The 22,203-nt window shown below is 69.1% G+C and carries 20 protein-coding genes; 6 read left to right on the top strand and 14 right to left on the bottom strand.

Annotated elements, in window-relative coordinates; all coding sequences use genetic code 11:
* Nucleotides 1-43: 43 nt before the first annotated feature.
* The 3 genes from GONAM_RS00225 to GONAM_RS00215 form a co-directional block, all read right to left on the bottom strand.
* Nucleotides 44-265 (bottom strand): DUF3263 domain-containing protein, encoded by a 222-nt coding sequence (locus tag GONAM_RS00225; RefSeq protein WP_006864747.1) that lies wholly within the window; start codon nucleotides 263-265, stop codon nucleotides 44-46.
* Between the two features lie 212 nt (nucleotides 266-477).
* The gene (locus GONAM_RS00220; RefSeq protein WP_006864746.1) at nucleotides 478-1,575 is read right to left on the bottom strand and encodes a DUF475 domain-containing protein; all 1,098 of its coding nucleotides are present in this window, start codon (nucleotides 1,573-1,575) and stop codon (nucleotides 478-480) included.
* On the bottom strand, nucleotides 1,572-1,856 hold the full coding sequence (locus GONAM_RS00215; protein WP_083876349.1) for a hypothetical protein: 285 nt from the start codon (nucleotides 1,854-1,856) through the stop codon (nucleotides 1,572-1,574). The genes GONAM_RS00220 and GONAM_RS00215 overlap by 4 nt, the downstream gene beginning before the upstream one ends.
* Nucleotides 1,857-2,140: 284 nt before the next feature.
* On the opposite strand from GONAM_RS00215, the gene GONAM_RS00210 reads away from it, so the two are divergent.
* Nucleotides 2,141-2,485, top strand: coding sequence for an RNA polymerase-binding protein RbpA (locus GONAM_RS00210; protein ID WP_006864744.1), 345 nt, complete (start codon nucleotides 2,141-2,143; stop codon nucleotides 2,483-2,485).
* 72 nt (nucleotides 2,486-2,557) lie between these two features.
* Here the strand turns inward: GONAM_RS00210 and GONAM_RS00205 are convergent, their stop codons facing one another.
* From GONAM_RS00205 to cobN, 5 genes are all read right to left on the bottom strand, one after another.
* Nucleotides 2,558-3,403 carry a polyprenol monophosphomannose synthase gene (locus GONAM_RS00205; RefSeq protein ID WP_006864743.1) on the bottom strand — a complete coding sequence of 282 codons (846 nt, stop codon included), beginning with the start codon at nucleotides 3,401-3,403 and terminating at the stop codon, nucleotides 2,558-2,560.
* Between the two features lie 8 nt (nucleotides 3,404-3,411).
* Nucleotides 3,412-5,094 carry an apolipoprotein N-acyltransferase gene (gene lnt / locus GONAM_RS00200; protein ID WP_006864742.1) on the bottom strand — a complete coding sequence of 561 codons (1,683 nt, stop codon included), beginning with the start codon at nucleotides 5,092-5,094 and terminating at the stop codon, nucleotides 3,412-3,414.
* On the bottom strand, nucleotides 5,091-6,731 hold the full coding sequence (locus GONAM_RS00195; protein ID WP_006864741.1) for an amidohydrolase: 1,641 nt from the start codon (nucleotides 6,729-6,731) through the stop codon (nucleotides 5,091-5,093). The genes lnt and GONAM_RS00195 overlap by 4 nt, the downstream gene beginning before the upstream one ends.
* A 65-nt stretch (nucleotides 6,732-6,796) precedes the next feature.
* Entirely contained in the window at nucleotides 6,797-7,333 is a 537-nt protein-coding gene (locus GONAM_RS00190) for an FxsA family protein (protein WP_006864740.1), read from the bottom strand.
* Between the two features lie 193 nt (nucleotides 7,334-7,526).
* A complete protein-coding gene (cobN, locus tag GONAM_RS00185; protein ID WP_006864739.1) occupies nucleotides 7,527-11,162 on the bottom strand; it encodes a cobaltochelatase subunit CobN in 3,636 nt (1,211 codons plus the stop codon).
* 206 nt (nucleotides 11,163-11,368) lie between these two features.
* On the opposite strand from cobN, the gene cobG reads away from it, so the two are divergent.
* Genes cobG through GONAM_RS00170 form a run of 3 tightly spaced genes read left to right on the top strand, consistent with a single transcriptional unit; the run spans nucleotide 11,369 to nucleotide 14,782 of the window.
* On the top strand, nucleotides 11,369-12,565 hold the full coding sequence (gene cobG / locus GONAM_RS00180) for a precorrin-3B synthase (RefSeq protein ID WP_006864738.1): 1,197 nt from the start codon (nucleotides 11,369-11,371) through the stop codon (nucleotides 12,563-12,565).
* Nucleotides 12,566-12,578: 13 nt separating this feature from the next.
* On the top strand, nucleotides 12,579-13,202 hold the full coding sequence (locus tag GONAM_RS00175) for a precorrin-8X methylmutase (protein WP_006864737.1): 624 nt from the start codon (nucleotides 12,579-12,581) through the stop codon (nucleotides 13,200-13,202).
* Nucleotides 13,203-13,204: 2 nt separating this feature from the next.
* A complete protein-coding gene (locus tag GONAM_RS00170) occupies nucleotides 13,205-14,782 on the top strand; it encodes a precorrin-2 C(20)-methyltransferase (protein ID WP_006864736.1) in 1,578 nt (525 codons plus the stop codon).
* On the opposite strand, the gene GONAM_RS00165 is transcribed toward GONAM_RS00170, so the two are convergent.
* Genes GONAM_RS00165 through dprE2 form a run of 4 tightly spaced genes read right to left on the bottom strand, consistent with a single transcriptional unit; the run spans nucleotide 14,735 to nucleotide 18,268 of the window.
* Complete coding sequence (locus GONAM_RS00165) at nucleotides 14,735-15,478, bottom strand: cobalt-precorrin-6A reductase (RefSeq protein WP_006864735.1); 744 nt, start codon at nucleotides 15,476-15,478, stop codon at nucleotides 14,735-14,737. The genes GONAM_RS00170 and GONAM_RS00165 overlap by 48 nt on opposite strands.
* Complete coding sequence (gene cobM, locus GONAM_RS00160; protein ID WP_006864734.1) at nucleotides 15,475-16,248, bottom strand: precorrin-4 C(11)-methyltransferase; 774 nt, start codon at nucleotides 16,246-16,248, stop codon at nucleotides 15,475-15,477. Before cobM ends, GONAM_RS00165 begins: the two co-directional genes overlap by 4 nt.
* On the bottom strand, nucleotides 16,245-17,504 hold the full coding sequence (locus GONAM_RS00155; RefSeq protein WP_006864733.1) for a bifunctional cobalt-precorrin-7 (C(5))-methyltransferase/cobalt-precorrin-6B (C(15))-methyltransferase: 1,260 nt from the start codon (nucleotides 17,502-17,504) through the stop codon (nucleotides 16,245-16,247). The genes cobM and GONAM_RS00155 overlap by 4 nt, the downstream gene beginning before the upstream one ends.
* Nucleotides 17,501-18,268, bottom strand: coding sequence for a decaprenylphospho-beta-D-erythro-pentofuranosid-2-ulose 2-reductase (gene dprE2, locus GONAM_RS00150; RefSeq protein WP_006864732.1), 768 nt, complete (start codon nucleotides 18,266-18,268; stop codon nucleotides 17,501-17,503). The genes GONAM_RS00155 and dprE2 overlap by 4 nt, the downstream gene beginning before the upstream one ends.
* A 63-nt stretch (nucleotides 18,269-18,331) precedes the next feature.
* Between dprE2 and GONAM_RS00145 the strand changes: the two genes are divergently transcribed.
* The gene (locus GONAM_RS00145) at nucleotides 18,332-18,733 is read left to right on the top strand and encodes a PPOX class F420-dependent oxidoreductase (protein ID WP_006864731.1); all 402 of its coding nucleotides are present in this window, start codon (nucleotides 18,332-18,334) and stop codon (nucleotides 18,731-18,733) included.
* 290 nt (nucleotides 18,734-19,023) lie between these two features.
* Here the strand turns inward: GONAM_RS00145 and GONAM_RS00140 are convergent, their stop codons facing one another.
* The gene (locus GONAM_RS00140; protein WP_006864730.1) at nucleotides 19,024-20,166 is read right to left on the bottom strand and encodes a M24 family metallopeptidase; all 1,143 of its coding nucleotides are present in this window, start codon (nucleotides 20,164-20,166) and stop codon (nucleotides 19,024-19,026) included.
* Between the two features lie 84 nt (nucleotides 20,167-20,250).
* Between GONAM_RS00140 and GONAM_RS00135 the strand changes: the two genes are divergently transcribed.
* Nucleotides 20,251-21,207, top strand: a complete 957-nt coding sequence (locus tag GONAM_RS00135) for a 5'-3' exonuclease (protein WP_006864729.1) — start codon at nucleotides 20,251-20,253, stop codon at nucleotides 21,205-21,207.
* Here GONAM_RS00135 and GONAM_RS00130 read toward each other — a convergent pair whose 3' ends face one another.
* Nucleotides 21,208-22,122, bottom strand: coding sequence for a DUF4333 domain-containing protein (locus tag GONAM_RS00130; protein WP_006864728.1), 915 nt, complete (start codon nucleotides 22,120-22,122; stop codon nucleotides 21,208-21,210).
* Nucleotides 22,123-22,203: the final 81 nt, after the last annotated feature.

Below are 22,203 nucleotides of genomic sequence, written 5' to 3'. Positions count from 1 at the left end.
CCCCTCACCGCGGATCGTCGGCAGAATCGCGCCCGGTGCGCGACTAGCGCGCCATCCACAGACGACGGCGGATGACCTCACGCATACGGCGGAGCTCGGCGGCGCTCAAGGCCTCCGGCGGATCGGCGTCGACGATCCGGTTGAGCTCAGCGAAGAAGTCCCGATCAGACAGCCCGAATTCCTCGATGATCTGCTTCGACGACCCACCTCCCAACGGGTACCAGTGCTTCTCGAACTGGATCATCTGCTGCTGCCTGTCGTTCATTCCACCTCCAACTATGTTCTGTTCCGCATCGCGCCGGCACACGGCGTCCGGCTGAGAAAAGTCTCGATTTGTGCGTGACGGATGTCACCGCCGTCGTCCTTTGTACACCTGTCGTCCGACAGTTGGGAGCAAGTGACCCAGGGTGATTCGAATGTGTCTCACAACGTTCACCGGAAGGTCATGAATTCCCGCCGGGAGCTCCCGGAAGGCCCTCAGGCGTTCACCGAGGACGGGGTGTCGGAACGTCGTGAATCGCGTCGGTTCGCCCGGATGCTGCTCGCGAGAGAGGCGCCTATGAACGCCACTCCGACGAGGCCGGTGACGACCTCGTCGATGTGATACTTCACGCCCAGAAGGAGGATGACGGCCAGTGCGCCGATCGCCCAGTGCGCCCCGTGTTCGAGGTACCGGTACTCCCCCAGCGTGCCCTGACGCACGAGATAGATCGTGATGGACCGGACGAACATCGCGCCGATGAAACCGAGGCCGAGAGCGATGATGATCGGATCCGAGGTGATCGCGAAGGCCCCGATCACGCCGTCGAAGGAGAACGACGCGTCGAGCACCTCGAGGTAGAGGAAGAGGAAGAACGCGGCTTTGCCGGTCGCCTTGGTCGCTCGGGTCGGACCGGGTTCGTCGTGTTCCGGGCCGTCGGACATGAACAGCGAGCTGAGTCCGTCAACGGTGATGTAGGTGACCATGCCGAGGATCCCGGCGATCAGGACGGTGGCCCGGATGTCGTCGGCGGCAAGGAACTCGGCACAGAGCACGAGCGCGACAGATGCGAGTACGACGGGTAGCTGGTCGAGCTTGCCGATCTTGGCCAGCGGACGTTCGAGCCACGTCAGCCAGGTGCGCTCGCGCTCGGTCAGCACGAAATTGAGGAACAGCAGCAAGAGGAACATCCCGCCGAATGCGGCGATCTGCGGATGCGCCTCGGTCAGGATCGTCTCGTAACTGGGTTGGCCGTCGGCGAAGTAGGCCTGCCCGTCGGGCGGAGGGTTGGTGGCGAGTCGCAGCGCCTCGGCCGGGTTCAAGCCGCCGGTGATCCAGACGATCATCAACGGGAAGAGCAGGCGCATGCCGAAGACGGCGATGAGCACACCCACGGTCAGGAACATGCGCTGCCAGAACGCGGACATCCGCTCCAGGATCGTCGCGTTGATGACGGCGTTGTCGAAGGACAACGACACCTCGAGCACGCCGAGAATCGCGCACAACGCGAGCCCGGTCCAACCGAGGTAGAGGTACGCGATGACCAGCGCGACCACCGAGATGCCGGCGGACAGACCGAAGATGCGGGCGATCACCGCAGCTTCTCGGCTTCCTTCGCGAGTTCGAGCAGAGTGTCGGTCAGCTCGGCCAGGACGTCATGATCGGCGCGCTCGGCGACCGCGGTGCCGAGGTCCTCGGCCGCGCATCGCAGAGCGAACATGCGATCGCCGAAATCGGCGGCCTCGGCGGCCGACAGGATCACGGCGTCGGCGGGAATGGATGTCCCCTCGAGTAGCGTTCTCTGCTCATAGGCGCGCTGCCTGCACGAACGCTTGCAGTACTTGCGGTGCCGGCCGAGTTCGGAGTCGACCATCATCGACCCGCACCACGCACAGTTGTACGGGCGACGCCGGTGATGAGAGACCTGTTCCACATCGGAGACCGTACCCCGGTGGGACGCTCCGAAACCGGCACGGCACGTCGGGCGGTCGCCTCGAGTCAACACGGGTCGTCGGCGGGTGGCGGACCACCACCGCGAATGCGCGTAGAATGTTTCTGTTGACGACTCAGTTGGCTGCGTTCGAAGGTGAACGCCGCGTGAACACAGCTGATAGATCCGGCAAACTGAGAAATCTGACGAAGCTTTGAGAGGAACCCTTCATGGCAGATCGAGTACTTCGGGGTAGCCGCCTCGGCGCGGTGAGCTACGAGACCGATCGCGACCACGACCTCGCGCCACGTCGCATCGTCCAGTACCGCACCGACAACGGTGAGATCTTCGACGTCCCCTTCGCCGACGACGCCGAGGTGCCGTCGAAGTGGCCGTGCAAGAACGGCATGGAAGGCACGATCCTCGAGGGCGCAGAGCCCGAGGAGAAGAAGACGAAGCCGCCGCGCACCCACTGGGACATGCTGCTCGAGCGTCGTAGCGAGGAAGAACTCGAGGTGCTCCTCAACGAGCGTCTCGAACTGCTGAAGCAGCGTCGCAAGGGCATCACGCACTGAGCCCCACCGTTTGACAGACAGATCGGCCCGGCAGGAACGCCTGCCGGGCCGATCTGTCTGTGTACTGCCGAGCTAGGAGTTCTTGACGATGCCCAGGCGCTCGAGGCGGCTCTGGATGCCCCAGCGGGCGACCATCGTGAAGGCCTCCGACATGACGCCACCGCTCATCTTCGACACGCCCAGCTCGCGTTCGGTGAACGTGATCGGCACCTCGCGGACGTCGAACCCGGCGCGCACGGTCCGCCAGGCCAGGTCGATCTGGAAGCAGTAACCGGCCGACTCGACCGTGTCGAGCTCGATCTTCTCCAGCACGCCGCGTCGGTAGGCGCGGAAGCCGGCGGTGATGTCGTGCACCTTGGCGCCGAGCGCGACGCGGGCGTAGGTGTTGGCACCGCGCGAGAGGAACTCACGGTGCTTGGGCCAGTTCACGAGTTTGCCGCCGGGCACGTACCGAGAACCGATGACGAGGTCGGCGCCGTCGTTGATGGCGTCGAAGAGGCGGTGAAGCTGCTCGGGGGCGTGGCTGCCGTCGGCATCCATCTCGACGATGACCGGGTAGTCGCGGTTCAGGCCCCACGCGAACCCGGCGAGGTAGGCCTTGCCGAGGCCGTCCTTTTCCTTGCGATGCATCACGTGGATGCGGCCCGACCCCTTACCGTCGGCGGCGAGTGCCTCGGCGTCCTTGCGGGCCAGCTCTTCGGCGACCTCACCGGTGCCGTCCGGGCTGGAATCGTCGACGACCAGCAGGTGCACGCCGGGCAGGGCGGCCTGGAGGCGTTCGACGATCACCGGCAGGTTGTCGCGCTCGTTGAACGTCGGCACGACGACCAGTGCGCCCGCTCCGTCGGCGCCGACCACCGGCTGCGGCGCGTCGCCTGACTGCCGCTGTCCTGCCGAGGCGTCAATCCCCGATGCCATCGAGCTCCTTAAATGTCACCGGACGCCCGTGCGGCGTCCCTGCGTGGCTTGAGTGTGAACCTAGTACGCGAGGCCAGCGCAAACAAAAGACCGCCCACCGCCACGACGATCGCGAGTGCCTCGGGCCACACCCCGAGGCGGGTCGCGAGGGTCTCGCCGTCGTGCAGCGGGAGGGTGCTGGTCAGCACATCCGAGGCGAAGATGCCGGACTGCTCGGTGATCGAACCGTCGGCGTCGATGATCGCGCTCACACCGCTGGTCGCGGCGACGACCACAGCACGTCCGTGTTCGACGGCACGCACCTGCGACATCGCCAGCTGCTGATAGGTCATCTCGGTGCGGCCGAAGGTCGCATTGTTGGTGGGCACGAAGAGCATCTGCGCCCCGTCACGGACCGACTGGCGGGCCGCACGGTCGAAGGCGACCTCCCAGCAGGTCGCGACGCCCACGGAGACCTCACCCGAGCGGCCGGGGACGTCCACGACGGTGGGACCGGTGCCCGGTTTGAAGTTGCCGGCCATGTCCGCATACGACGAGAAGAGACGGAAAAACGAGCGCCACGGCAGATATTCGCCGAACGGCTGCACGATGTGCTTGTCGTAGCGATCGACAGGCCCCTTCGCACCGTCCCAGACGAGCACCGAGTTCGTGGGGCGGCCGTCGGAGTTGCGGATCAGGGTGCCCACGAGGATCGGGGCGCCGACGGCCTCGGAGGCGTGGGTGATCTCGGCGGCGGCGTCGGCGTTGTCCAGCGGTGAGATGTCCGAGGCGTTCTCCGGCCACAGCACGAAGTCGGGCGGGGCGGCAAGGCCGGTGTCGATCGCCTGGGCGTAGCCGATGGTGGTGCGCACGTGGTTGTCGAGCACGGCACGGCGCTGCGCGTTGAAATCGAGGCCGAGGCGCGGCACGTTGCCCTGGACGGCGCCGATACGCACCGACTGCGATGAGATGGTGCGGTCGATGGTGGCCGGGGTCAGGGCGATCGCCGCCACGGGTGCGAGCAGCGCGATGGCCACCGCGAGGGTCGCGACCCGCACGAAGCCCGACGGCTGGTCGGCGGTGAGCGCCGCCGCCGAGCGGGCGGATCGGCGGTAGGCGGAGACGAGGATGGTCAGCAGCCAGGCGACCGAGGCGCCGAACAACGCCACTCCGGCGGACAACCCGGGTGCGCCCAGCACGGACGCCAGTGGCAGCAGCGGGCCGTCGACCTGACTGAAAGCTGTTCGCCCCCAAGGAAATCCGCCGAACGGGAACGACGATCGCAGGGCTTCGACGAGCACCCAGGACAGCATGAACCAGACCGGCGGTACCGGGAGCCGCATGGTCAGGGTCGCGATCGCCCCGAACAGGGCGAGGTACCCGGACAGCAGCACCGACAGCGCGAGCCACGGCAGTGGGCCGACGTAGACACCGATCCACGGCAGCAGCGGGACGAAGAAGGCGAGACCGAAGACGAAGCCGACCCACGCACCCGTGCGCACCCGTGGACGTCGCACGTACAGCGCGGTGAAGAGCACGCCGAGACCGAAGACCGCAAGGAACCACCAGTTGCGGGGAGGGAAAGCCGCCCACATCGCCAGACCGGCGACGATCGCGGCCACGGTGCGAAGACTCCAGTCCCAGGTCAGTGTGAAACGGCGGGAACGCGCCTCGGTCTCCTGAGGGGACGTCATCGTGTCGGTGGCGTTCACCCGGCGTCCCGGTCGAAGAGAACCTGTCCGCGGTGCACGGTCCGGACACACCGCGGCAGTTCGGCTCCCGGGGAGACGTCCGGCAGGGCGGGCACGCGCGAACGCGGGTCGGTGGACCAGCGCTGCACCTTCTCGTGGGAGCCGGCGACGACGAGGTCGTCGACCTCCCAGACGGCGTAGCTTGCGGGTGCACCGGGCGCCAGGGTGCCGGTGAGGCCGTCGTTGACACCCCCGGCGCGCCAACCACCGCGGGTCGCCGCGGCAAAGGCACCACGGGCCGAGATCGCGTTGGTGGGCTGGTGGTGGTGGACCGCGGCCCGGATCGTTGACCAGGGGTCGATCGGCGTGACCGGGGCATCGGACGAGAACGAGAGCGCCACACCGGTTTTGGCGAGCATGGCGAAATCGTTGAGGGTTGCCGCGCGGGCCGTGCCGAGCCGGGCGTCGTAGAGGTCGCCCTCGCCGCCCCATTCGGCGTCGAAATGTGGCTGCATGCTGGCGATCACGCCGCAGCGTGCCAGGACCTCCGCGTCGCGGGCGGTGACCATCTCGGCGTGCTCGAGCCGGTGGGCGCAGCGGGCGATCGCCGGGGTGCCCAGTTCGTCGGCGAGTTCGGTGAGAGCGGCGACGACGGCGCCGGTGGCCGCATCACCGATGACGTGGAAGCCGGACTGGATGCCGGCGAGCGTGCAGCCGCGGAGGTGATCGCGGATCGTCTCCATGTCGAGGTAGCTGATGCCGCGGGTGTCCGGGGCGTCGGTGTACGGCTCGTTGAGCCACGCGGTGTGCGACCCGATCGCGCCGTCGATGAAGAGGTCGCCGCCGAGTGCGTGGGCGCGGGTGATGGTCATCAGTTCGGCCGCGTGGTCGGCGTCGGTGACGGTCTGTCCCCAGTAGCGGCGGATCTCGACGGGGTGGTCGAGGTCGGCGATGGCCAGGAAGTCGTCCATCCCGCTGATGTCGGGGCCGCCGTTCTCGTGGACGGCGACGACACCGTGCGCGGCGGCCACGTCGAGTGCACGACGTTGCGCCCGCTCACGGTGTGCGGCGGTGACGAGGAGGCGAGCTGCACCACGGACGAGGTGATGCGCCTCGGCGACGAGAGGCTCCTCCGGGTGGTAACCAACGGCGTCCGCGAGTTCGGGGACGAGGCGGCGCAGAGCGGTGGACGCGACCGCGGAGTGTTCGTCGACGCGGGCGAGATAGACCGGACGTCCGCCGACCACTGCATCGAGCTCACTGGTCGTCGGGAAACGACCGTCCTCGGGTTCGGGGCCTTCCCACGTCGAGTCGTCCCAGCCGAGACCCCAGAGGAGATCACCCTCGTCGTGTCCGGCGACGGCGTCGTCGGCGACCGCCTTCTCGACGAGACGCAGGCAGTGAGTCCGGCTGGTCGCCTCGTTGAGGGTGAGGCCGTCGAGGGAGAGTCCCGTCGACGTGAGGTGCACGTGCGAGTCGACGAAACCCGGGCTGACGAACAGCCCGTTCAGATCGACGATCTCCGCATCCGGGTGGAGGGCCCGGCCGACGTCATCGGTGCCGACCCACACCACCACCCCATCGGTGATGGCCATCGCGGTCGCGTCAGGGGCGGCCGCCGAGTACACGGCACCGCCGAGGAGCAGTTGGGTTGCCACGATCGTTCAGTCTGCCTTGCCGTGAGTGAATGTGGCCGGGAGGGGTCGCGCGGGGCGTGCCCAGGTCAGCGCGTGGGCGGCAGCTGCGGGGTGGTCATCGGTGTGGTTCCTGGGCCGAAGCCGGTTCCGGAGGTGTCGGAGTCCACAACCGTGCCGTCGACGACGGTCCCACCACCGGGAACGCCGCCACCGCGGATCCGGCTGCCGTAGACGCCGGTGGCGTACAGGCCCGCGCGGTCCACCGCGGTCGCCATCCGCTTGGCGCCGACGGCCACCACGGCCGGGCGCAACGCTTTGCGGGTCGGCGGGAAGAGCAGCAGTATTCCGGCGAGAGTCGAGACGATGCCCGGGATGACCAGCAGGATGGTCGAGGTCGCGACGAGCGCGGTGTCGGCCAGCGGCGCCCGCGCGTCGACCTCGTTGTTCGCGGCGCGACGCAGCTCGCCGAAGACCTTGCGGCCCTGCCAGCGCAAGGTGAGGAACCCGAGGACGCCGGCCGCGATGCTGATCAGCACAGCCCAGCCGAACCCGAGCCACAACGCCATCGCCACGAAGGCGGCGATCTCCAGCAGCGCGTACACGGCGAAGTAGCGGAGTGCCATGGTCGTCTCACCTGTCTTTCGGTGCCTTGCCGGCACCCTCGATGTCAGGGTCTGGCGGGGTAACGAACGAGGGAGCGATTTTTCTCCCGGGGGTTCGACCTCGATACGCGGCGTCCTCGATCTCGATGCGCTCCTTCGTCGCTTACTCGACCCGGCGGCTCCGCTCGGTCGTCGCTACTCGGCCAGCAGGACCTTAGTCTTCCCCGCGGGCCTCGATGTCGCCCTCGGTCTGCAGGTACACGTTGCGCAGCTGATCGAGGAGTTCGGCGGGCGGTTCGTGCCACATGTCCCGTTCGACGGCCTCGAGCAGGCGTTCGGCGATGCCGTGCAGTGCCCAGGGGTTGGACTGCTGCATGAACTCCTGATTGGTCTCGTCGAGGACATAGGACTCGGTGAGCTTCTCGTACATCCAGTCGGCGACGACGTCGGTGGTGGCGTCGTAGCCGAAGAGGTAGTCGACGGTCGCGGCCATCTCGAAGGCACCCTTGTATCCGTGGCGCTGCATCGCCGAGATCCAGCGCGGGTTGACGACGCGAGCGCGGAACACGCGGGCGGTCTCCTCCGACAGCGTGCGGGTGCGGACGGAGTCGGGCCGGGTGCTGTCGCCGATGTAGGCCTCGGGCGCCGTTCCGGTCAGCGCGCGGACGGTCGCCACCATGCCGCCGTGGTACTGGAAGTAGTCGTCGGAGTCGGCGATGTCGTGTTCGCGGGTGTCGGTGTTCTTGGCGGCCACCGCGATCCGCTTGTAGGCGGCGCGCATGTCGTCGACCGCCGGGACACCGTCGAGTCCGCGGCCGTAGGCGTAGCCGCCCCACTCGGTGTAGACCCGTGCGAGGTCCTCGTCGCTGCGCCAGTCGCGGGAGTCGATGAGCTGCAGGATTCCGGCGCCGTAGGTTCCGGGTTTGGATCCGAAGACGCGGGTGACCGCGCGGCGGCGGTCGCCGTGCTCGGCCATCGCGGCGCGGACGTGGGCGGCGACGAAATTCTGCTCGTCCGGTTCGTCGGCCGCCGCGGCGAGCGCGACCGCGTCGTCGAGCATCGCGACCACGTGCGGGAAGGCGTCGCGGAAGAACCCGGAGATCCGGACGGTGACGTCGATGCGCGGGCGGCCGAGTTCGGCGAGGTCGATGAGTTCGAGATCGACGACGCGGCGCGACATCTCGTCCCACACCGGCATCACACCGAGCAGGGCGAGGACCTCGGCGACGTCGTCGCCGGATGTGCGCATGGCGCTGGTCCCCCACACCGACAGCCCGACCGACGCCGGGTGGTGGCCGTGGTCGGTGACATAGCGTTCCAGCAGCGAGTCGGCCATCGCGCGACCGGTTTCCCACGCCAGCCGTGAGGGCACGGCCTTCGGGTCGACGGAGTAGAAGTTGCGGCCGGTCGGCAGCACGTTGATCAGCCCGCGCAGCGGGGATCCGCTGGGGCCGGCGGGGATGAAGCCGCCGTCGAGGGCGTGCAACACGCGGGGCACCTCCCCCGTCGTCTGCCGCAGACGCGGGACGACTTCGGTCGCCGCGAAACGCAGGACATCGCCGACCGCATCGGGCAGTCCGGCGGTGACCTCGGCGACGGCGGTCGGAGACCAGTCGTCCTTCGCGCACGCCGCGACCAGTTCGCGGGCCTGCGCCTCGACGACATCGACGGTCCCGCGTTCGGCGGTGCCGTCTTCGACCAGGCCCAGCGCCTCGCGGAGCCCGGGGAGCGCCGAGGTTCCGCCCCACAGTTGTCGGGCGCGCAACATCGCGAGGACGAGGTCGACCTCGGCGTCGTCGCGCGGGGGCTCGCCGAGAACGTGGAGGCCGTCGCGGATCTGGACGTCCTTGATCTCGCACAGCCAACCGTCGACGTGGAGGAGCATGTCGTCGAAGACCTCTTCGTCGGGGCGTTCGGTGAGTCCGAGGTCGTGGTCCATCTTCGCCGCGGTGAGCAGCGTCCAGATCTGCTGGCGGATCGCCGGGAGTTTCGCGGGGTCGAGGGCGGTGATGTTGGCGTGTTCGTCGAGCAGCTGCTCGAGGCGGGCGATGTCGCCGTAGGATTCGGCGCGCGCCATCGGTGGGATCAGGTGGTCGACGAGGACGGCATGTGCCCGGCGCTTGGCCTGGGTCCCCTCCCCCGGGTCGTTGACGAGGAAGGGATAGATGAGCGGGAGATCGCCGAGGGCCGCGTCGGTTCCGCAGTTGGCGGACATGCCGAGGTTCTTGCCCGGCAACCATTCGAGGTTGCCGTGTTTACCGACGTGCACGATCGCGTCGGCACCGAAACCGGCCTGGCCCGAGGCCTGCCGAGCGGCGATCCACCGGTAGGACGCCAGGTAGTGGTGCGACGGCGGGAGGTCGGGGTCGTGGTAGATCGCAACCGGGTTCTCGCCGAACCCGCGCGGCGGCTGCACCATGATCGCGATGTTGCCGAAAGTCAATGCGGCGATGACGATGTCGCCGTCGGGATTGGTCGACCGGTCGACGAACAGCTCACCGGGTGCCTCGCCCCAGTGTTCGACGACGGCACTGCGCAGTTCCTCCGGCAGGGTCTCGAACCAGGCGCGGTACTCCGCGGCGGGCAGGCGGATGGGGTTGGCGGCGAGAGTTTCCTCGGTCAGCCAATCCGGATCCTGGCCGCCGGTGGCGATGATCTCGTGGATCAGCGCATCCGAATCGTCCTCGGCCAGGCCGGGTATCGCACCGGGGCCGGACTCCGGTCCGATATCGTAACCGGCCGCCCGTAGGGCCGAGAGCAGGCGCAGCAGGCTGCGCGGGGTGTCGAGACCGACGGCGTTGCCGATACGGGCGTGCTTGGTCGGGTAGGCCGACAGCATGACGGCGATGCGCTTGTCGGCGACCGGGATCCGGCGTAGCCGTGCATGGGACACCGCGATGCCCGCCACACGGGCGCAGCGCTCGGGGTCCGGCTGGTACCAGGGCAGACCGTCGTCGTCGAACTCCTTGAAGGAGAACGGGACCGTGATGATGCGGCCGTCGAACTCCGGCACCGCCACCTGTGTCGCGACGTCGAGCGGTGACAGGCCGTCGTCGCTCGCCTCCCAGTCCGCGCGGGAACCGGTGAGGCACAGGCCCTGCAGGATCGGGATGTCGAGTGCGGCAAGCCGTTCGATGTTCCACGCCTCGTCGTCGCCACCGGCCGATGCGGTCGCCGGGGTCGCTCCCCCGGCTGCCAGGACGGTGACCACGAGAGCGTCGACCGTGCCGAGGAGCTCGATCAGGTCGTCGGGAGCAGTGCGCAGGGACGCGCAGAAGATCGGCAGTGCGCGCGCGCCACGCTCTTCGATGGCGCTGCAGAGCGCGTCGATGTAGCGGGTGTTTCCGGCGAGATGCTGAGCGCGGTAGTAGAGGACCGCGATGGTCGGCCCTTCGGAGATATCACGCTCCGCGCGTTCCAGGATTCCCCAGGCCGGGGTCTGCTGCGGGGGCTCGAAGCCGTGGCCGGTGAACAGCACGGTGTCGGACAGGAAGTGGTGCAGGTTGACGATGTTCGCGACGCCACCGGCGGCGAGGTAGTCGTGCGCCTGGGCGGCGACACCGGCCGGCACCGTCGAATGGGCCATCAGGTCAGGGTCCGGCTGCTGCTCGCCGGAACACACCACCAGCGGTTTGCCCGTCGCCTCGACCGCGGCGAGTCCCTCTTCCCAGGCGCGCGTTCCGCCGAGGATGCGGACGACGATCAGGTCGGCGTCGGCGGCGAGGGCCGGGATCTCGTCGACGAGGAGCCGTGCAGGATTCGCGCCGCGAAACCCCACCTCGGGGTTCGCCTCGCCGGCGGCCGCCGCGGTCAGCAGGTCGGTATCCGAGGTCGAGAGCAGCAGAATCATCGTGTCTCCTCGCCGGGTTGTCGCGCCCGGAGTGTCGGGTGTGTGCGAGGGACTGGTCTGGCTGGGGCACCCGGTTTTCGTCGGGACCCGTCACAGTGGCGCGACCGCGCCGGATTCTCACCGGCTTCAGCCCGCTCGCGGTTGGGTCTCAGCGTACGGCGACCGGTCGGCGAAGTCCTCACCTGGGCCGGTCGTAGGCTGGGGGAATGACTGAGGCGGCCGAACCCGCTCCCGGCACGACGATCCGGGAGACCGCGATCCGGGAGTCTGGGGATCGTTGTCCCGGCGTGTTCAGCACGCACGAGGCGCAGGACGGCGCGCTGGCCCGAATCCGGCTCCCCGGAGGACGCATTCGCGCCGACCAGCTCACCACCCTCGCCCAGGCGGCAGCCGCTCACGCCGATGGCTTCCTCGAACTGACCGCACGCGGGAACCTGCAGCTCCGAGGCATCACCGACGTCGAGGCCGTGGCCGACGCCGTGGTGAACGCCGGCCTTGCACCCAGCTCATCGCACGACAGGGTGCGCAACATCGAGGTCAGCCCGCTGACCGGCCGCATCGGCGGCATCGCCGACGCCGGTCCGCTGGCAACGGCGCTCGACGACGCACTGCGGGCCGATCCGTCGGCCTCCTCGATCTCGGGACGGTTCTTGTTCGGGATCGACGACGGCCGGGGCGACATCCGCCGCCGCGGCGCCGATGCGTGTGCAGTGGTGCGATCGGCCGAACCCGTGGTCGCCGACATCTTGATCGGTGGAGTCCCGGTCGGGTCGGCCGAAGGGCCGGACGGGATCGTCGAGGCACTCATCGCGGTGGCCGCCGGTCTGAACAAGGTGGCACCCGGCGCCTGGCGGGTGCGAGATCTCGGCACCGAGGACCGAAGCAGCCTGGAGCGCCGCGTCGCCGAAATCCTCACCCCCCTGGTCGAATCCGGCGAAGAAGACATACCGGACCCGACAGGGCCGATCGTGGGCTGGTTCGATCAGGACGACGGATCGGTGCTGCTCGGCTCGGTCGTCGAACTCGGCCGGCTGCCCGCGCGCCTGGCCGAGTTCATCGGCGCGGTCGAGTCGCCGGTGGTCTTCACCCCGGACCGGGAGATCCTGATCTGCGACCTCGGTGAAGGTGTGGCCGAGACCGTGGTGCGGGTTCTCGCGCCGATGGGTCTGATCTTCGACGCGAACTCGCCGTGGGCGCGAGTCAGCTGCTGTGTGGGCGCCCCCCGCTGCGGATCCGCCAACGCCCCGGTGCGCGACGACCTTCTCGCACACGTGGAGGCGGGCCTCCCGGTCGGCGACCGCGAACATTGGGTCGGTTGTGAACGTCGCTGCGGCTCCCCCGCGGGCGCTCACCTGTCGGTGCAGGCCACGCCCGAGGGCGGGTACGACCGGCATCGCCGCTAGGCTCGTGCGCACCATGACCGAGTACCTGCGCGACGGCGCCGCGATCTACCGCCAGTCCTTTGCGACGATCCGGGCCGAGTCGGACCTGTCCGCCTTCGACTCCGATGTGTCGACCGTGGTCGTCCGGATGATCCACGCCTGCGGCCAGACCGATCTGACGCGCGACGTCGTCGCGACGCCCGGCGTCGTGCGCGCGGCCCGCGGGGCACTCGAGGCCGGCGCCCCGATCCTCTGCGACGCGTCGATGGTGGCCTCCGGAATCACCCGCAAACGTCTGCCGGCCGACAACGAAGTGCTGTGCCACCTCTCCGAACCGGGCCTCGCCGCCCTCGCCGAGGAGATGGGTACCACAAGAACCGCTGCCGCCCTGCAGTTCTGGTTGCCACGCCTCGAGGGTGCGGTCGTCGCGATCGGCAATGCCCCGACCGCGTTGTTCGCCCTGCTCGACATGATCGACGAGGGCGCGCCCCGCCCGGCCGCGATCATCGGCGCACCTGTCGGTTTCGTCGGCGCGGCGGAATCCTGTGAGGCCCTCGCTGCCCGCACCGATCTCGAGTTCATCACCGTCACCGGTCGTCGTGGCGGGTCGGCGATCACCGCCGCTGCCGTCAACGCGCTCGCCACCCCTCAGGAGTGAATGTGCCTGCAGTCAACGACGACGTCTTCCCGGGCAAGCTCTGGGGCATCGGCCTCGGCCCCGGCGACAGCGAACTCATGACGGTCAAGGCCGCGCGGGTGATCAGCACCGCCGACGTGGTCGCGTATCACTGTGCGCGCCATGGCAACAGCATCGCGCGGTCGGTCGCCGAACCGTACCTGCGGGACGACCAGACCGAAGAGCGGCTCATGTACCCGGTCACCACCGAGACCACCGACCATCCCGGGGGCTACCAGGGCGCGCTCGACGACTTCTACACCGAAAGCGCGGAGCGACTCGCCGTCCACCTGCGTGCGGGCCGGGACGTCGTCCTTCTCGCCGAAGGGGATCCGCTCTTCTACAGCTCCTACATGCACATGCACAAGCGGCTGTCCCCGCACTTCGACGCCGAGATCGTGCCGGGTGTGACGTCGGTGAGCGCGGCGTCGGCGGCCACCGGCATTCCGCTGGTCGAGGGCGAGGAGACCCTCACGGTGGTGCCGGGTACGGCGTCGACGGAGGAGCTGCTGTTCCGTTTCCGCTCTGCCGACGCCATCGTCATCATGAAGCTGGGTCGCACCTTCGAACGGGTGCGGGAGGCGTTGCGCGAGGCGGGTCGTCTCGACGAGGCCTTCTATGTCGAACGGGCCTCGACCACCGTCGAACGTGTGCTACCGGCCGCGGACGTGAATCCTGCTGAGGTGCCGTACTTCTCGATCCTCGTGGTTCCCGGCCGCCGGAACAACCCGCGCTTCGAGCCGGAACCGGTACCGGGCGAGCTGGTGGTCGTCGGCTTGGGACCGGGCCACGACAGCTGGACGACGCCGGAGGTGCGCGCCGAAATCGCCACCGCCACCGACCTGGTCGGTTACACGACCTACCTCAAGCGCGTGACCCCGCGGCCCGGCCAGCGCGTGCACGCCAGCGACAACCGGGTCGAGTCCGAACGCGCCGAATTCGCGCTCGACCTCGCCCGACGTGGTGCCCGGGTGGCCGTGGTGTCATCGGGCGACCCCGGTGTCTTCGCCATGGCGGCCGCGGTCGCCGAGGTGGCCGCCGAGCCGCAGTGGCATGACGTCCCGGTCCGGGTGGTTCCGGGTGTCACCGCCGCAACCGCGGTGGCGGCGGCCGTCGGTGCGCCTCTCGGTCACGACTTCGCGGTGATCTCCCTGTCCGACCGCCTCAAGCCGTGGTCGGTGATCGAACGCCGCATCCGTGCCGCTCTGGCCGCCGACCTGGTCATCGCCGTCTACAACCCGGGTTCGGCGAGCCGCTCATGGCAGGTCGGGGCCCTCAAACACACGCTGTTGCAGACGGTGTCGCCGGATCGCGTCGTCGTTCTCGGTCGCGACGTGGGTGGCCCGGAACAGACGCTGACCACCACAACCGTCGCCGACCTCGACCCGGAAGTCGTCGACATGCGGACGCTGCTCATCATCGGGTCATCGGCGACCCGCGTCGTCTCGCGCGCCGCCGGCTCCCTGGTGTTCACGCCCCGCCGGCACACCCCGGCCGATGAGCCGGAACAGGTCTCAGCCGAGCAGCCGCTCGAGCCAAGCCTGGGCGGCAGCGACGTCTGACACCGCCGGGACGTCGGGTTCGATCGGACGGTCGACGACGATCACGTCGATACCCAGGGCCGCGGCGGCGTCGAGTTTCGCCTTCGTCAGCGCTCCCCCGCTGTTCTTGGTGACGAGCAGATCGATCCGGTTCTCGCGCAGAAGTGCGAGCTCCGAGTCGTAATCGTACGGTCCGCGGGATCGCAGGATCTCGTGGTGCGCAGGAAGTTCCGCAGTCGGCGGGTCGACGACACGGATGAGGAACCAGACGTCGTCGATATCGGCGAACTCGCCGACATCCTGGCGGCCCGTGGTGAGCAGTACCCGCTTGCCGCGGCGTCGTACCTCGTCGGCGGCAGCCGCGAGATCCGGAACGCGGATCCAGCGGTCGGCCTGGGTCGGGGTCCACGGTTCGCGACGCAGCCGGAGCAGCGGCACCCCCGCTTCCGACGCAGCCTGCGCGGCGTTCCGGGTGATGGTCGCCGCGAACGGATGCGTGGCATCGACGACGGCCTGAATCCGGTTGCTGATCAGCCACTCCCGCAGACCGTCGACTCCGCCGAAGCCGCCGATCCGGACCGGGCCGACCGGCAGGCGCGGATTGTCCACGCGCCCGGCGAGAGAGCTGATGACCGACCGTTCGGCGTCGATCAGCGACTTCGCCAGCGCACGTGCCTCGCCGGTGCCGCCGAGGATGAGGATCTGTTCACCGGTCATGGGTGCGGTGTCTCGCGGAGTTTCGTCATGCGGGCATGGGAGTACAGGTAGCTGTCGGTCACCTCGGGGTACGCCGAGGCGTCGAGGACACGTCCGACGAAGATGATCGCGGTCTTGCGGATGTCGGCGGCGTGCAAGGCCTCCGGTAGCCGGTTCAGCGGACAGCGCACCACCTGCTGGTTCGGCCGGCTCGCGAAAGCGACGGTCGCGGTGGGACATTCCGAACCGTAATGCGGTGCGAGCGCTTTGACGATCTGCTCGGCACGGTGGGCGGCGAGATGGAGGGCGAGTGTCACACCGGTCGCGGCGAGGCTCGCCAGGTCCTCGCCGTCGGGCATGTCGGTCGACAGCGTCGACACCCGGGTGATGAGTAGACTCTGACCCACGCCGGGGACGGTGAGTTCGGTGTCGAGTACCGCGGCCGCGGCGGCGAAGGCGGGCACCCCGGGCACGATCTCGAACGGGATGCCGCGCGCACGGAGTTCGCGTTGCTGTTCGGCGAGCGCGGAGTAGATCGACAGGTCGCCGGAGTGCAGGCGCGCTACGTCGTCCCCGCGTTCGTGAGCGGAGACGATGTGATCGACGATGTCGGACAACGGCATCCGCGCGGTGTCGACGAGGACGGCGTCGTCGGGGCACAGCTCGAGCATCTCGTCGGGTACCAGCGAGCCGGCGTACAGGCAGCTGCGGCACTCCCCCAGCAGCCGCGCGCCGCGGAGGGTGATCAGGTCGGGAGCGCCGGGGCCGGCGCCGATGAAGTAGACGGTCATGCCTTCGATCCCGCCTCGATTGCTGGGTCGTCTCTGGTTGCGGCCCACTGGACGATCGGCAGCGCCGGCCGCCAGGTGGTCATCGTCCCGAGTGGCGCGACGGTCTCCACGGACAGGCGCCGCAGGGTGCCGCCGCGTTCGGCGTGCCAACGGACCAGGATCTCCTGGTTCTCCACGGTGACGGCGTTGACGACGATCCGTCCGGAAGGTCGGAGTGCGTTCCAGGCGGCGGTGAGGACCTTCTCGTCGAGGCCACCGCCGATGAACACCGCGTCGGGAGGCGGTGCGTCGGAGAGGGCTTCGGGCGCGGCACCGCGTAGCGACAGGCGATGGCCGACGCCGTGCCGACGAGCGTTGGTGGTGAGCCGTTCTGCCCGGTCCGCGTTCTGTTCGAAGGCGACCGCTCGTCCCCGGTTGTCGGCGCGCAACCATTCGATGGCCACACTTCCGGAACCGGAGCCGATGTCCCAGAGAAGTTGCGGTCCGGCCGGTTCGAGCGCGGCGACCGTGATCGCGCGGATCGTGGACTTGGTGATCTGGCCGTCGTGGTCGTAGGTGTCGTCGTCACGGCCGGGCATCCGGCTACGACGAGGTCCGGCGCAATCGACGGCCACGATGTTGAGCGGGTCCACGGGTGAATTCGCCCAGGATTCCGCGGTCGAGGAACGGATGCGCTCGTCTGGTCCACCGAGTTGTTCGAGCACGGTCATCGTCGAGCTCCCGAATCCGTTCTGCGCGAGCAGTTCCGAGATAGCTGCCGGGGTCGTGTCGTCGCGGCTGAGGACGAGCAGACGTCCGCCGTCGGTGGCCTCGGTGAGAACGACCTCGGGGTCGGCGGTCACGGCACTGACGATCCGGGTCGTGGCAAGGTCCCAGCCGAGACGCGCGCAGGCCAGGCTCGCGCTGGACACCGCCGGATAGATCCGTACCCGGTCGGCGCCCACCCGCCCGGCGATGCTGGCGCCGACGCCGTGGAACATGGGATCACCGCTGGCCAGGATGTGGATCTGACCGGAAGCGATCTCGAGGACTTCGGCGAGATGTGCCGACATCGGGGAGCGCCACGCCTCCCGTGTACCGGTCAGTTCGTGCTCGACCTCGTCGAGCAAGGCGAGTTGCCGTGTTGCGCCGTAGATCACGCGGGCATCGCGAAGTTCGTCGCGTGCCGCGTCGCCGAGTCCGCGCCAGCCGTCGGCGCCGATCCCGACGACCACGAACCGCGGCGGTACGCCCGAACCCGACGGCGTGGAGCTCATCGGGGCATTCTCCGCCACACCGCACGAGGGAGAAGACGCATGCCGAAGAAGACCGGCCGCAGCACCGCCGGGATCCAGACCTCGCCGCGACCCTTGCGGTACGCACGGGCAACGGCGTCGGCGACCTGGTCGGGGGTCTTCGAGAAGGGTGCGGGTTTCACGCCGGACTCCATCAGCTCCTTGGTCATAGCGCCGATCACGAAGCCGGGTCGGGCGAGGAGCAGCCGGACGCCGGTGCCGTGCAGCGAGTCCGCCATGCCGCTGGCGAAACCGTCGAGGCCGGCCTTGGTGGAGCCGTAGACGAAGTTGGCCCGGCGCACGCGGATACCGGCGACCGACGAGAAAACGATCATCGTGCCGGACCCCTGCGCGCGCAGGGCGGCGGCCAGCGGAATCAGAACACTGACGTGTGCGTAGTAGTCCGTGTGCGCGATCTGCAGGGCATGCGCGACATCGGCTTCCGCGCGCGCCTGGTCCCCGAGAATCCCGAAGGCGACGATCGCGATGCCGATCGGGCCGAACTCCTCGACCAGGGACGCGATCAACCCGGGGTGGCTGTCGATGTCGTTCGCGTCGAAGGCGACGGTGTGCACGGCGGTGGCGCCGGCGTCGAGCAGGATGGCCTTCTGGTCGGCGAGGTCGTCGGGCCGACGAGCCGCGAGGACCACCGTCCGTCCTTCGGCCAGGCGCTGTGCGGTGGCCACCCCGATCTCGCTGCGGCCGCCGAACAGGACGAGCGAACCCGGAGATGTCTCAGACGCCATGCACAGCAGTATCGCACCAGCCCCGGGGCCCTCCTGCCACCCCGTCGCGCTAGCGTGGCTGTCATGCCACGCACCGCTGCCGACATCGGCCCCGCCGCCGTCGAGTTCCTGACCGAACGCCACCTCGGCACACTCACGACGCTGCGCGCCGACGGGACACCGCATTCGGTGGCGGTCGGATTCACCTGGGACCCCCACGCCGGGCTCGCGCGGGTGATCACCTTCGACGGCAGCCAGAAGGTGCGCAACGTCGAGCGTGGTGGCTATGCGGCGGTGACGAACGTCGAGGGTCCGCGGTGGCTGACCCTGGAGGGTCCGGCGCGCATCAGCCGCGAACCCGAACGCGTCCACGAGGCCGAACAGCGCTACGCGCAGCGATACCGGCAGCCCAAGCCCAACCCCCGACGCGTGGTGATCGAGATCAGCGTGTCCCGGGTGCTCGGGTCGGCGTCGCTGTTCGGTTAGACCGCTGTCCGGGTGACCTCGATACGCGGCGTCCTCGCTCCGCTCGGTCGTCGCTACTCGGCCAGCGGAGGTAAAGCGTCGCCATTCGGGTGACCTCGATACGGCCAGCGGAGGTCAGGCGTCGCTGTTCGGATAGACCGCTGTCCGGGTGACCTCGATACGCGGCGTCCTCGCTCCGCTCGGTCGTCGCTACTCGGCCAGCGGAGGTAAAGCGTCGCCATTCGGGTGACCTCGATACTCGGCCAGCGGAGGTCAGGCGTCGCTGTTCGGATAGACCGCTGTCCGGGTGACTACAGTTGCACCAACTCGTGCGGGCGGTTGTTGAACGATTCGCAACCGTCCTCGGTGACCACCACGATGTCCTCGATGCGGGCGCCCCAGCGGCCGGAGAAGTACACCCCGGGCTCCACGCTGAAGGCCATGCCGGGGCGCAGGGTGATGTCGTTGCCGTTCACGATGTAGGGCTCCTCGTGCACGGAGAGGCCGATGCCGTGCCCGGTGCGGTGGATGAACTGATCGGCGAGACCGCGCTCGCGCAGCAGGTCGCGAGCCGCTGCATCGATCGACGCGGCGGTGACCCCGGGCCGCACGGCGTCGACCGCGGCACGCTGGGCCTCGTGCAGGGCGGCGTAGGCGTCGGCGACGTCGGCGGCCGGCGGTTCGAAGCAGTAGGTGCGGGTCGAGTCGGAGTTGTAGCCGGGTTCGACCGGTCCGCCGATGTCGATGACCACGATGTCGGACCGTTCGATGACCCGGTCGGAGAACTCGTGATGCGGGTCGGCGCCGTTGGGTCCGGAGCCGACGATGATGAACGCCGCCTCGGTGTGGCCCTCCTCGAGGATCGCCGCGGCGATGTCGTCGGAGACCTCGCGCTCGGTGCGTCCGGGCTTGAGCCACTCACCCATCCGGGCGTGGACGCGGTCGATGGCCGCGCCGGCTCGACGCAGGGCCTCGATCTCCGCGTCGTCCTTGATCATTCGGAGTTCGCGGAGTACGGCGGTGGCGAGTTGCGGGGTGGCGCCGGTGTGCCGGGCCAGCGGGATCACGTGCAGGGCCGGCATCGAATCCGACACCGCGATGGCCGGATTCGAGGGCAGACCGGCGAGTGCGAGACCGTGCGCGTCGTCGCCGTCGACCCAGTCGGCCACCTCGATGCCGAGATCGCCGACGGCTGAGGCCGACAACGACGGCACCTCGAGGCGCGCGATGACCAGCTTCGGGTCCCCCGCGGCGGGGATCACGAGTGCGGTGAGGCGTTCGAAGGTGTCGGCGCGTGAGCCCACGAGGTAGCGGAGGTCCGGGCCGGGCGCCACCACCAGCGCGTCGAGGCCGGCGTCGCGGGTGAGTTCCGCGGCGCGGCGCATGCGTTCGCGGTACACCTCGGGATCGAACAGCGGTGCCGCCGAGCCGGCGGTCGTCGATGTCGCAGCCATGGTCGAAGACTACCGCCGGGTGTGCGGGTCGTGGTGACGCGGCGACACCGTCAATGCGAGAGTGTGTGGGTGACGGATTCGTTGATGCTGCTCGACGGTGCGAGCCTGTGGTTCCGGTCGTTCTATGCCCTGCCCGAGAAGATGACCAGCCCCGACGGGCGACCGGTCAACGCGGTTCGGGGATTCATCGACACGATCGCGAATCTCGTGACGCGCGAACACCCGACGCGCCTCGTCGTCTGCCTCGACCTCGACTGGCGTCCCGAGTTCCGCACCGCTCTCATCCCGACCTACAAGGCGCACCGCGTCGCGGTCGAGGACGGTGCGACCGATGCCACGGGCACGGAGACCATCGATGTCGAAGAGGTTCCGGACACGCTGACGCCGCAGGTCGACATGATCATGAATGTCCTTGCCGCCGCGGGGATCGCGACCTCGGGTGCGGTCGGCTGCGAGGCCGACGACGTCATCGGGACGCTCGCCTGGGAGGAGGCGAAGGACCCCGTCATCGTCGTCAGCGGTGACCGCGACCTGCTGCAGGTGGTGTCCGACGATCCGGTTCCGGTGCGGGTGCTCTACGTCGGGCGCGGATTGGCGAAGGCCGAGATGATGGGGCCGGTCGAGGTCGGCGAGAAGTACGGCGTGCCCGCCGATCGCGCGGGGATCGGCTACGCGGAGATGTCGATGCTGCGCGGCGACCCGTCGGACGGTCTTCCCGGCGTGCAGGGCATCGGTGAGAAGACCGCGGCGAAACTGATCAGCGAGTACGGCAGCCTGGACGCGCTCGAAGAGGCCGCCCGGGACTCGTCGTCGAAGGTCCCGACGCGGGCTCGCAAGGCGCTACTCGCTGCCGCTGACTATCTGGAGGCCGCACGCACCGTCGTCTCGGTGCGCACCGACGCGGAGACCATCGACAGCGGGCCGGATCTGCTCCCGTCCGAACCGGCCGACCCCGAGGCGCTGGCCGCGCTCGTCGAGGAGCTGGGCATCGGGGCGTCGGTGAGCCGGTTGTCGAAGGCGCTGGGCTGGCCCAAGGCCTGATCAGCTGGGACGCGAGACCTCGTAGCGACCCTCGTCGTCGATGAAGGTGACGGTGACCTGCTGGTCCTGTCCGCCGACGGTCACCGAGCAGGTGAACGATGAGCCTTCCTTGACGCGCTGACCGGACGGGCATTTCACGTTGCTGACGTCGCTGGCCTGGTAGTCCTCGGTGAGGATCTTCTGGACGCCGTCCTGGGCCGCCTGCTGGTCGAGGTTCTTCGGTGCCCAGCCGGGTGCTACGAAGGCGGTGATGAGGACGATCGCGGCGATCACGATCAGCGCACCGCCCCCGGCGAACAGCAGGGTTCGGAGCGTCTTGTTCGATTTGGGCGTCGCCATGCCGCTGAACTGGTCGGGTCCGCCGAACTGGTTCTGGCCGGAGACGCCCGGTGCCTGCTGTGGCTGCTGCGGCTGGCCGTAGGGCTGCTGACCGTACTGACCCGGCGTCCCGTACTGGGCGGCACCGTACTGACCGGCCCCGTACTGTCCGCCACCGTACTGTCCGGGGTCGGGCCGACCGTACGGCTGCGAGGGTCCGCCGTAGTTGGGCGCGCCCTGGTCCGGGGCACCGTAGGCCGGCTGGCCGCCGGGCTGTCCGTACTGGCCGGGCTGCACCCCCGGGTACCCGACCTGGGTCGGCTGATTCTGGGGCGGCTGACCCCCTGATGCCTGCGCTCCGGGCGCGTATCCGGGAGCCTGATACGGGTTCTGCTGGTAAGGATTCGCCGGGTACGGGGCCTGCTGGTTCGGATCCTGTTGGGGCTGTCCGTAGGCGGGGTTGGGCGCCATCGTCGTGGGGTCGGCCTGCGAACCGCCCTGCTGGGATCCGCCCGTGTTCACGATCTCGGTCTTGTCGCCGGCGCCGGGCTGGCCCTGCTGGGGCTGGGACGGATTCGGGTTGTTCGGGTCGGTCATGAGTCCCCTCCCACTCGGCTCCCACCTCGTCGAGGTGTCGGCGAACTGTGACGTCGCGCGGCAGTGCCGGGACATCCCTCC

It is taken from the genome of Gordonia namibiensis NBRC 108229 (assembly GCF_000298235.1).
Taxonomy (GTDB): domain Bacteria; phylum Actinomycetota; class Actinomycetes; order Mycobacteriales; family Mycobacteriaceae; genus Gordonia; species Gordonia namibiensis.
Note: the sequence above shows the minus strand (reverse complement) of the source record. Positions and strands in the feature narration are given on the sequence as shown.